Annotated in this window: 8 protein-coding genes; 5 read left to right on the top strand and 3 right to left on the bottom strand. The window is 39.2% G+C overall.

Features of this window, described 5'->3' with window-relative positions:
- Positions 1-55: 55 nt before the first annotated feature.
- The 5 genes from EFY79_RS14360 to galB all read left to right on the top strand — a co-directional run bounded on the left by EFY79_RS14360 (position 56) and on the right by galB (position 8,268).
- Positions 56-3,598, top strand: a complete 3,543-nt coding sequence (locus EFY79_RS14360; protein ID WP_123121517.1) for a malectin domain-containing carbohydrate-binding protein — start codon at positions 56-58, stop codon at positions 3,596-3,598.
- Positions 3,599-3,607: 9 nt separating this feature from the next.
- Positions 3,608-4,015, top strand: coding sequence for a glycoside hydrolase family 78 protein (locus EFY79_RS21455; protein ID WP_123121410.1), 408 nt, complete (start codon positions 3,608-3,610; stop codon positions 4,013-4,015).
- Positions 4,002-4,646 (top strand): alpha-L-rhamnosidase-related protein, encoded by a 645-nt coding sequence (locus EFY79_RS14350; protein WP_233578014.1) that lies wholly within the window; start codon positions 4,002-4,004, stop codon positions 4,644-4,646. Before EFY79_RS21455 ends, EFY79_RS14350 begins: the two co-directional genes overlap by 14 nt.
- A gap of 63 nt (positions 4,647-4,709) precedes the next feature.
- Positions 4,710-5,828, top strand: a complete 1,119-nt coding sequence (locus tag EFY79_RS14345) for a glycoside hydrolase family protein (RefSeq protein ID WP_123121408.1) — start codon at positions 4,710-4,712, stop codon at positions 5,826-5,828.
- Positions 5,829-5,859: 31 nt separating this feature from the next.
- Positions 5,860-8,268 carry a beta-galactosidase GalB gene (galB, locus tag EFY79_RS14340; RefSeq protein WP_123121516.1) on the top strand — a complete coding sequence of 803 codons (2,409 nt, stop codon included), beginning with the start codon at positions 5,860-5,862 and terminating at the stop codon, positions 8,266-8,268.
- A 165-nt stretch (positions 8,269-8,433) separates the two neighbouring features.
- On the opposite strand, the gene EFY79_RS14335 is transcribed toward galB, so the two are convergent.
- The 3 genes from EFY79_RS14335 to EFY79_RS14325 form a co-directional block, all read right to left on the bottom strand.
- Complete coding sequence (locus EFY79_RS14335; RefSeq protein WP_123121407.1) at positions 8,434-9,201, bottom strand: glycosyl hydrolase; 768 nt, start codon at positions 9,199-9,201, stop codon at positions 8,434-8,436.
- A 56-nt stretch (positions 9,202-9,257) separates the two neighbouring features.
- A complete protein-coding gene (fucP, locus tag EFY79_RS14330) occupies positions 9,258-10,589 on the bottom strand; it encodes an L-fucose:H+ symporter permease (protein ID WP_123121406.1) in 1,332 nt (443 codons plus the stop codon).
- 96 nt (positions 10,590-10,685) lie between these two features.
- Positions 10,686-11,135 carry a MaoC/PaaZ C-terminal domain-containing protein gene (locus EFY79_RS14325; RefSeq protein ID WP_123121405.1) on the bottom strand — a complete coding sequence of 150 codons (450 nt, stop codon included), beginning with the start codon at positions 11,133-11,135 and terminating at the stop codon, positions 10,686-10,688.
- Between the last annotated feature and the right edge of the window lie 17 nt (positions 11,136-11,152).

Genomic DNA, 11,152 nt, shown 5'->3' with positions numbered 1-11,152 from the left:
GAAAATAAAAAAACGAAGTATTTGTTGCTTTACTGTTGTTTTTTATTTGTTCCTCATGTCTTGCAGCCTTGGAAATTTATATGCTCAAAATGCTATTCGGCAAGAAATTTCTCTTGATCAAAATTGGCGCAGCATTGAAGATGATCACAACAAAAATGCTTTGGATGGTTTTGAAAATCCGTCTTTTAACGACAAAACCTGGTCGCGCGTAGAAGTGCCTAATAACTGGGATGCCTATGCCGGTTACCGGCGATTGTTACATGGCAACCGGCATGGTTATGCGTGGTATCGAAAAAAATTTTCGATAAAATCACCAAAGAAAGGCAAGCATTTTTTTCTCTATTTTGAAGGAGTTGGTTCTTATGCAACCGTTTGGCTGAATGGCAAAAAAGTTGGTTATCATGCAGGTGGAAGAACAACTTTTACAATAGATGTAACTAATTCAATTTACCTCAACAATCAACCGAATTTGTTGGCAGTTCGTGCTGATCATCCTGCTTACATTCGTGATCTGCCGTGGGTTTGCGGAGGTTGCTCTGATGAAAGAGGATTTTCAGAAGGCTCGCAACCTATGGGAATTTTCAGGCCGGTTCATTTGATTATTACAAACGATATTCGGGTTCAACCGTTTGGCGTTCATATCTGGAATGACACAACTGTTTCAGAAAAATACGCCCGCTTGTATATTGATGCAGAGGTTAAAAATTATGGTAGCACTGCAAGAAACATAACACTGGTAAATAAGTTGCTTAATGACAAAGGCACCACTGTTGTTGAAACGAAATCAAGCGCTGAAATTCTCCCTGGAACAAGCAAAACAATTCACGAAGAACCTTCCATCAACAATGTTCATTTGTGGAATTTTGATGATCCTTATTTATACACACTTCTCACAGAAGTGGTAGAAAATGGGAAAGTCATTGATCGCGTTACCACACCTTACGGAATCCGCTGGATTAGTTGGCCCATTAATAAAACTGCATCATCCAACCAATTTTTATTAAACGGCAAACCGGTTTTTATAAACGGCGTTGCAGGATATGAGCACCTGATTGGAAAGAGCCACGCCTTTAGTGCTGAGCAGGTGAGAACAAGAGTGATGGAGTTAAGAGCAGCAGGCTTTAATGCTTTCAGGGATGCACATCAACCGCATAACTTGCGATATCAAAAGTATTGGGATAGCCTGGGCGTTTTGTGGTGGCCGCAAATGAGTGCGCATATTTGGTTTGACACGCCGGCGTTTAGAAAAAACTTCAAAACACTTTTAGCAGATTGGGTCAAAGAACGGCGCAATAGTCCTTCGTTAATCTTATGGGGCTTGCAAAATGAAAGCAAACTACCTGCGGATTTTGCAAAGGAATGCACTGATTTAATTCGAAAGTTAGATCCCACCGCTTCATCGCAGCGGCTGGTAGTAACATGCAATGGTGGCACCGGAACCGATTGGGATGTTCCTCAAAACTGGACAGGCACTTACGGTGGTGATCCTGCCACTTATGCAAATGATTTAAAGAAACAAATTTTGGTAGGTGAATACGGCGCATGGCGTACATTGGATTTACATACCGAAGGACCGTTTAATCAAAAAGGAATTAACAGCGAAGACAAGATGACGCAATTGCTGGAAATGAAAGTAAGACTTGGCGAGTCGGTAAAAGATAGTGTGGCCGGGCATTTTATGTGGCTCCTCACCTCTCATGATAATCCTGGCAGAGTGCAGGGAGGAGAAGGGTCTCGCGAACTGGACAGAGTTGGCCCTGTAAATTACAAAGGCTTATTTACGCCATGGGAAGAACCGGTGGATGCTTTTTATATGTACCGGTCAAACTATGCACCAAAAGACAAAGAACCAATGGTGTATATTGTTTCACATACATGGCCAGATAGATGGCTGACACCTGGCATTAAGAATAATATCGTCGTTTATTCGAATTGTGATGAAGTCGAATTGTTCAATGATGTCCGCTCGCAATCGTTGGGAAGGAGAAAAAGAAATGGGATTGGAACGCATTTTCAATGGGACAGCGTAAACATCAGGTACAATGTATTATACGCAGTAGGTTATGTAAATGGAAAAGAAGTTTCGAGAGATTATATTGTTTTAAATCATCTTCCGCGTGCGCCACATTTCAATGATTTTTTCAAAAACGCAAAACCAATCACTTCGCCTCAACCAAAATACAATTATTTATACCGTGTAAATTGTGGTGGGCCGGATTATGTTGATGAAAATGGCAATACGTGGACGGCAGATCGCGAACGAACGAATGATAAATTTTGGGGTTCAACATCATGGACAAAAGATTTCGCGGGAATGCCTGCTTACTTTGCAAGCCAGCGCAGAACTTCAGACCCAATACATGGTACAAAAGACTGGAAGCTTTTTCAAACCTTTCGATATGGAAGAGAAAAACTACATTATGATTTTCCGGTACCCGATGGCGATTATTTGGTAGAACTTTATTTTACAGAACCGTGGCTGGGCCGGGGAGGTGGAATTAATTGTAGAGGCTGGCGTTTGTTTGATGTAGCTGTTAATGATAAAGTTGTTCTGAAGGATGAAGATATTTGGAAAGAAGCAGGATACAATACCGCTTTAAAAAAGACCGTGAAAGTAACAGTAAAAGGAGGATTACTTACTATTTCCTTTCCACATGTCGCATCAGGACAAGCAGTTATTTCCGCAATTGCAATTGCCTCTTTGGATAAAAATAGTAAGCCTGCAAAATCGGCTCCCTCTTTAATACAAAACCTGGAAGTGAATAATAAAAATGCTTCGAAAAATTGGGTATTACTATCCTGGCTTGATACGGGTGATAAGCAATATGCAGATGATAACGTTGCTTTCAGCGCTTTATCCCCGGAACTTTATGGAGCCGAATGGATTCAAACACCAAACGTTTTACATAATGCGAAAGATTCTACGATCGCTACATTTACTGTTGGCAACGATGCTGATATTTTTATAGGAGTGAATACAAAAATTATTACTATTCCGGGTTGGCTAAAAGATTATGAAAACACGAATACTTTTATTGAAAATGATTTTGATGGAGGACAACGTTTCACTATTTATCGTAAAAGATTTAAAAAAGGGGCAACCGTGTCTTTGGGCTACAATGGAGGCTTGAATAATAAGACTTCAATAATGTATCCAATTGTTGTTTTACCTGTCTCTAATATGCAACCCGCTTATGATCTGAAGCCTGTTACCAGTTACAAAGCCGTAGATGGGAAGTTGTATGGCCACGGCTTAGTCAAAGGAATTATCAATGGGAAAGGCCGGGTGATTTTTAATAAACCATCCGCAGATAATTTATTAGAATGGAAATTTGATGTGGGCGTTGCGGATATGTATTCACTGACCATTTCTTACAATAATCCAAATGAAAAAACAATAAACGGCACTCTCGAAATTCTATCTGCCGATGGGGCTTTGCTGAAAAAAGAAGATGTTGAATTTAAAGCAACACGTCCGGGAAAATCAAATTACATTAGCACTACTACCGGTACTATGATCAATGCCGGAAACTATACTGTGCAATTAAGAGCCAAGGATGCAAAAGCCTTAAGCATAAATTCGCTTGATGTGCAATAAATAATAATTATGAATGAAAAAAGAAAAAGTATTGTTCTGTTTCCTCTCCTTCGCCCGATTTTCGGAGAAGTTAACATGAAGTTTTTTTCTTTAATAATTCTTTGCTTTGCATCGTCCGTCCTAACCGCACAATCGCTTGCTGTACTAAATCTCACCTGTGAAAACCAGGAGGATCCATCCGGAATAGATAATTCTTTTCCCGGATTAAGCTGGCAAATAATTTCAAACCGGCGAAACGTTTTACAAACGGCTTACCGCATTTTAGTTTCAGATAATATTGAAAACATTAATAAAAATAAGGGGGATGTCTGGGATTCAAAAAAAGTAAATGAAAGTTCGTGTATTCATATCCGTTATGCAGGAAAAATCCTGGATCCGGATAAAACTTACTATTGCTGTTTATATGAAACTTGTTGAACCAAAATATAAAGAAGCTGTGGTGCAAAATATTGTGAACGATATACGCAAGCATCATAACAGTCTTACTTCCGGAGACATTGGCTACCGCTATTTATTAAAGGTTTTGGATGATGAAGACCGTTCCGATGTGATATATGAAATGAACAACAGAACTGATGTTCCGGGTTATGGTTACCAGTTGGAAAAAGGCGCCACTTCTTTGACTGAATCGTGGCAGGCACTTTCTTCAGTTTCCAATAATCATTTGATGCTCGGACATTTGATGGAATGGCTCTATGCAGGGCTGGCGGGCATCAGGCAAAGCGAAAATTCTGTGGCTTTTAAAAATATAATTATTCTCCCTGACCTTGTCGGTAATATTACTTCAGCGAAAGCTACTTATCAATCTGTTTATGGATTAATTATTAGCGATTGGAAAAAAGAAAATCATGAATTCAAATTGAAAGTAACGATACCGGCAAATACCTCTGCAACAATTTATCTTCCTGCCGATTCTTCATCAGTTATTGAAGAAGGAAATTCGTCTATGCATGACCGTGAGGATGTGAAACTGGCAGTATATGAAAAAGGAAAAGCATTGATTAAAGTGGGTTCCGGAACTTATACCTTTATTGTGAAAAAGCAGTAACCAAATAAATACGATCATTTTTTATTTTGGCTTTTCATCTGCATTAAAACAAAATGATTATCAATGAAAATAAAAAAACCTTTTCTGTGCCTGGCGTTTTTGATTGTTTCACTTTCTTCGTTTTCGCAGGATAAAAAGAAAGAAGTACCTGCTGATAAGATGCAGGAAATTTATACAGAAGTAAAAACGTCTTTTAAATACGGATTGGTGTTGGTACCAGAAAATAATTCACAAAAATTAGATTGTCCTACCATTTTTAGAAATGGAGAAATGTGGTACATGTCCTTTATTATTTTCGATGGTAGGGGATACGAAACCTGGCTGGCTGAAAGTAAAGATCTATTGCACTGGGAAAAGATCGGCCGGATGCTGTCTTTTTCAAAAGATACTACAGTTTGGGATGCGAATCAAAAAGCAGGCTATGTGGCTTTGGAAGATTATAAATGGGGCGGCAGTTACGAATTAAACAAATATGATAACAGGTATTGGATGAGCTATATTGGGGGAAATACGCCAGGATATGAATCAGGACTTCTTTCGATTGGAATGGCTTACACCACAGGAAATCCGTGGGGCGTGCATGAATGGCAACGATTGGATAAACCCATATTAATGTCAACCGATAAAAATGTACGCTGGTGGGAAAACAGGAAGGAATATAAAAGCACTGTCATCTGGGATAAACAAAAAATAACGGGTTATCCTTTTGTGATGTATTACAATGCCAACGGAGATTCTGCAAAAAATAATTTAAAAACAAGATGGTTTGAAAGAATAGGAATGGCGGTTTCAAACGATATGATACACTGGAAAAGATTGGGCAACGATCCTGTGGTTCATCATCCTGTGGGAATTACAGGCGACCCAATGATACAAAAGATAGGAAATGTATGGGTGATGTTTTATTACGGCGCTTTCTGGAAAGATAGAAAAGGTGCTTTCAATCGTTTTGCGTGCTCTTATGATCTGGTGAACTGGACCGATTGGACAGGAGATAATCTCATTCAATCTTCCGAGCCTTATGATAATTTGTATGCTCACAAATCTTTCGTATTAAAATATAAAGGAGTTGTTTACCATTTTTACAATGCAGTAAATAAGAACGAACAACGCGGAATTGCCGTCGCCACATCAAAAGATCTGGGAAAAAGCGAAGTCAATTTTGTATCGCCGGAAAAATGATCCTGATAAATATTTTTACCTTATTTATAAAATGAAAATAAAGACGTCATTATTTTACCTTTTAATTTTCGCCTGCAGCCAGGGCATTGGTCAACGAACTATTACCAACTTTAATAAGGATTGGAAATTCTTTTTAGGAAATGATAGCGCTGCAATTAAATACAATTTTAATGACACAAAATGGCGAACAGTAAACCTGCCGCACGATTGGAGCATTGAAGGAAAATTTAGCAAAGAATATCCTACTACTTATAACGGAGGTGCTTTGCCTGCTGGCATTGGCTGGTACCGGAAAACATTTTCTGTTCCAATAACGGCCAGGGGCAAACGAATTTATATCAACTTTGATGGTGTATATCGTAATAGCAAAGTTTGGATCAACGGGCATTATCTTGGCGAGCGCCCGAACGGTTATATTTCTTTTCGCTATGAGCTTACCCCCTATTTAAAGTTGGGGAATGAAAAAAATGTGATAGCGGTAAAAGTGGATAATTCGGCGCAGCCAAATTCGCGTTGGTACACAGGTTCAGGAATCTATCGGAAAGTATGGCTGCTTACAACGAATAAAATTGCCATTGATGAATGGGGCACTTATGCCACGACTTCCGTTTCAAAAAATGAACATGCATTGGTTAATATCACCGCCAATATTAAAAGTGAACTTAAAAAGAAAAGCGATGTTTTATTGGTGACCAAAATTTATGATGCAAAAGGAAATGTTGTTGCCAGTGAAGCAACAAATAAGTTAGAAATTGATTCGGGGGAATCACCTGTTTCTCAAAAGTTGTCAATATCAAATCCAATCGTGTGGTCAATTGATCATCCTGTAATGTATAAAGCGGTATCGCAAATTATTCAGGATGGAAAACTTATTGACAACTATGAAACGCCATTTGGAATCCGCACTTTTTATTTTGACGCTGCAAAAGGTTTTTTTCTCAACGGAAAGCATTTAAAAATTCTCGGTGTTTGTGATCACCAGGACCTTGGCGAATTAGGTGCCGCCGTAAATAAACGGGCTATTGAAAGGCAGCTTGAAATTTTAAAAGCGATGGGCTGCAATGCCATTCGTACCGCACACAATCCACCTTCCGTTGAACTGTTGGATCTCTGTGATAAAATGGGTTTCATTGTAATGGATGAAGCTTTTGACATGTGGATGAAGGGAAAGAACAAAAAAGATTATCATCTTGATTTTGCAAAATGGCATAGGAAAGATTTGCAGGATATGATAAAGCGCGACCGCAATCATCCTTCTATATTTATGTGGAGTATTGGAAATGAAATTCGCGAACAGTTTGACAGCAGCGGAATTTCCCTTACGAAAGAATTGGTGGGCATTGTAAAGGCGCTCGATACTACGCGGCCCGTTACCTGTGCACTTACTGAAAACGATCCCGAAAAAAATTTTATTTATCAATCCGGTGCATTGGATGTTTTGGGCTTTAATTATAAACTTAAAGATTATCCTGATCTTCCGGAAAAATTTCCCGGGCAAAAAATAATTGCCAGCGAAACCATGTCGGCGCTGGCTACACGCGGACATTATGATATGCCTTCAGACAGCATTCGCTTGTGGCCTCCGGATTCTAAAACAAAATTCAAAGGTAACCCGGATCTAACGGTTTCCGCTTACGATAATGTCTGCGCCTACTGGGGTTCCACACATGAAGAAGGATGGAACGCTGTTAAGAAATACGATTTTATAGCCGGATTATTTGTATGGTCTGGCTTTGATTTTTTGGGTGAACCTGTGCCGTATTCCTGGCCGGCGCGCAGCTCATATTATGGCATTATTGACCTAGCAGGTTTTCCGAAAGACAGTTATTATATGTATCAAAGCGAATGGACCAATAAACCAGTGTTGCACCTTTTTCCTCACTGGAACTGGGCTCCGGGGAAAGTGGTGGATGTGTGGGCTTATTATAATAATGCAGATGAAGTGGAGCTTTTTTTAAATGGAAAATCATTAGGGATCAGAAAAAAACAAGGCGATAGTTTACATGTGATGTGGCGCATACCTTTTGAACCGGGAACTTTAAAAGCAGTTTCGAGATTGAATGGAAAAACCGTGCTAACAAGGGAAATAAAAACGGCCGGAAAGCCGGCGAAGATCATGCTTACTGCAGATCGTACTACCTTAAAAGCAGATGGGACTGATCTTTCATTTATCACAGTTAAAATTCTTGATGCAGATGGTAATCTCGTGCCCAATGCAGATAACCTGGTAAACTTTACTGTGAAAGGAGAAGGATCTATTGCGGGCGTTGATAATGGATTGCAAACAAGTATGGAGCCTTTTAAAGCCAGTCACAGAAAGGCTTTTAACGGTTTGTGCCTTGCCATTATCCAATCGAGAGAAAAGGCAGGACGAATTTTCTTGAAAGCAACATCGGCAGGACTAAAAAGTGCAGAATTGATCCTTGATGTAAAAAAATAGGATCTGTTTAAAGGAAACAAAAGTTAAGAGTATTTCATTTAATATGGCAGTAAAGCAACAAATACCCGTGATTTATAATTAGCATTTACGTTCGTTTACAAATAATAACCATAGCAGGAAGACGCTCAATCAACATTAATTATGCTAAGCTAATTTTTTGAAATGTCAATAACCACGGAGCCAATTAATCCTGCTTCCAAAATAATTCGTTTTGCCGTGAATAATAACAGACCTGCATGTAAAAGGTTTTGCAAAGGTGTATTTTATCCAGCAACTATCGGTGCTGCTGAAGTTTTTTGTATTATTTGCATCGATCAAAAATTGCGCATTAGTTCCTGCTTTACTGGTAGTAACAAGAGGAACTTCTGTTCTTGATGAAATCACTTTTCCAGTGGGAGAAGGATATGCGAAAACTGCAATATCGCGGTAGTAATTTTCATTTGTTTCAGGAGTCGCTAATGTATCATTAAAAAGTTTCCCCCCTTCCAACCTGCTTTTCAGTCCATACAATTTTTTGCATTGACATCGCCGGAGTAATCCATGGCCTCCGGCAAGCGCAAATCCATCACTAACGTGCATAGCCAGTTTTATTCCAAGCCGCTTTGCTTCTGTGAAGGCATAGTTCACCATATCCAACCATTCGGGAGTTAACTGTTCCACCGGCGGATGCATATAAGCTGTATCCGCGCCCTTTATCGTCATTAAATAAGCGCCGGCAATTCCTGATTCTTTCATCGCTTCAAGGTCGGCGGTAATTCCTTCTTTGCTTACGCTTGCATGATACCAGTACCAGAAAACCCAGGGAGCGGCGGACTCGGGAGGAGATTGAAAATCTTTTTTCAAATTGAAAACTGAACCCGGCTCAAGCTGTGCGAAGCAGGTGAAATTGGCAAGGCCCGATAAAATAAAAAGAAGAAGAAATGTTTTTTTCATGATCAAAAATTGCCTTTCAATCTTACGAATCAATTATGAATGACCGAATCTCAATTCTAATCTAATTCTACAGGTGGAGGATGAATTTTAACTTTATACCCAATCAGCCCAAAGAAAAGTATTACGATAAAACACACCAGCGGCACGATGTATCCGGTCTGGATATTATCAGCGTTCAGATCAATGACCGTTCCCATGATGTAGGGAAATACGGCGCCACCGACAACAGACATTACCAATAATGATGAGCCTATTTTCGTATCCTTTCCCAACTCCGCTATGCCCAAGGTAAAAATAGTAGGAAACATAATTGACATAAAAAACCCCAATGCACCAAGAGAGTAAATTACATATCCGCCTTTACCGCTGATAGCCACAACGCATAGAATCACAGAAATCATTGAATAAAGTGAAAGTAATTTTTGAGATGAAATAAATTTCAGCAAAAAAGTTCCCGTAAAGCGGCCGGCCATAAACAACAAACCATAAATCCCCAAATAATACCCCGCATTTTTTTCATCAATTCCACCACCCTTTTCGGCCATCCGGATAAAAAAACTGGTTACACATACCTGCGCTCCAACATACGCAAATTGAGCAATGACAGCCCATCTTAAATGCTTTCGTTTAAATGCTTTAAAAAATTGAGCCGGTCTCGCAATTTTAGTATCGTCTTTTACTTCAGGAAAATGAAAGAAACTAAAAAGAAAGGCTACCAGCAGCAAAATACATCCTAAGATTATGTAAGGCATCTTAACGGTGGAGGCTTCCGAATTTAAATAAGCCAAACGTTGAGCTGTGGTCATTGCCGCTAATTGACCTTCGGTGAAATCAATGCCGGATAAAATAAAAGCAGCTCCTACAAGAGGCGCAACGAAAGCAGCTAAGCCATTAAAAGCGGCTGCCAGGTTTAAGCGTGTCCCTGCACTTTCCGGCGAACCTAATACGGCAGCATACGGATTTGAAGCAGTCTCCAACATGGCAAGCCCACAGCCGATTATAAATAAAGCCAATAAAAAAAAATCGAAACGTCTTGTGTTCGCTGCGGGCACAATCAAAAAAGCACCGGAGGCAAATACCAGTAAACCAACAATTATTCCCTTTTTATATCCCCATTTTTTTAAAAACATGCCTGCAGGAATGGCCATAAGAAAATAAGCGAAAAATACCGCTGTATCAACAAGGCTTGATTGCCTGTTATTCAGCTCGCATGCTTTTTTTAAATGTGGAACTAAAATAGAATCTAAATTGTGAGCCATTCCCCACAAAAAGAAAAGGCAGCTTATTAAAATAAATGGAACAAGATATTTGTTTTTTGAATTTCTGCTTTCCACAACGTTTACTGAAACAGGTTTTATTACAAGGTCAACAGCCGGTACTTGGGCCATATAATTTAATTTTATTTTAAAAACTCCGCAGGCGAAAAATAGGATAAAGCTTTAAGTCCACTTTTATCTATAACATTGAACGAATGACAATTGAACTCATCGACCAGCTTGTTCCTTAACAAGCAAAATATGATCGCACACCAAAACCACTTCGCCTTTTTGATTTATGATTTCTACGTGTTCAGTTACTGTTCCATAACCCTCTTTGTTTGAACCCGATTTTTCAGATATACTTACTTCTGCGTGAATCGTATCTCCGATAAAAACAGGTTTCACAAACCGTAATCTATCATATCCTTTAGAAAAAGCTTCCGGATTTATTTCAGAAGCAGTTAAACCAATACCAATGCTGAAAATCATAGTGCCATGTGCAATCCGTTGTTTAAAGGGTTGTGTTTTGCACCATTCGGCATCCAAATGATGTGGGAAAAAATCGCCGGTATGACCGGCATGGACGATAAAATCAGTTTCTGTTATCGTTCTTCCAAGCGTGATTCTTTTTGAACCCAATTCAAAACTATCAAAAAAAACAGACTTAAAATACATGCTCTTTTATTTTGTTA

Origin of the sequence: Hanamia caeni (assembly GCF_003721595.1) — a bacterium.
Lineage (GTDB): Bacteria > Bacteroidota > Bacteroidia > Chitinophagales > Chitinophagaceae > Ginsengibacter > Ginsengibacter caeni.
This window is presented reverse-complemented; position numbering and strand designations above follow the sequence as displayed.

Bases quoted from the DNA above. Each gene is read 5' to 3' on its own strand.
- EFY79_RS14360 (WP_123121517.1), top strand. From the start codon at position 56: ATGTCTTGCAGCCTTGGAAATTTATATGCTCAAAATGCTATTCGGCAA.
- EFY79_RS21455 (WP_123121410.1), top strand. From the start codon at position 3,608: ATGAATGAAAAAAGAAAAAGTATTGTTCTGTTTCCTCTCCTTCGCCCG.
- EFY79_RS14350 (WP_233578014.1), top strand. From the start codon at position 4,002: ATGAAACTTGTTGAACCAAAATATAAAGAAGCTGTGGTGCAAAATATT.
- EFY79_RS14345 (WP_123121408.1), top strand. From the start codon at position 4,710: ATGAAAATAAAAAAACCTTTTCTGTGCCTGGCGTTTTTGATTGTTTCA.
- galB (WP_123121516.1), top strand. From the start codon at position 5,860: ATGAAAATAAAGACGTCATTATTTTACCTTTTAATTTTCGCCTGCAGC.
- EFY79_RS14335 (WP_123121407.1), bottom strand. From the start codon at position 9,201: ATGAAAAAAACATTTCTTCTTCTTTTTATTTTATCGGGCCTTGCCAAT.
- fucP (WP_123121406.1), bottom strand. From the start codon at position 10,589: ATGGCCCAAGTACCGGCTGTTGACCTTGTAATAAAACCTGTTTCAGTA.
- EFY79_RS14325 (WP_123121405.1), bottom strand. From the start codon at position 11,135: ATGTATTTTAAGTCTGTTTTTTTTGATAGTTTTGAATTGGGTTCAAAA.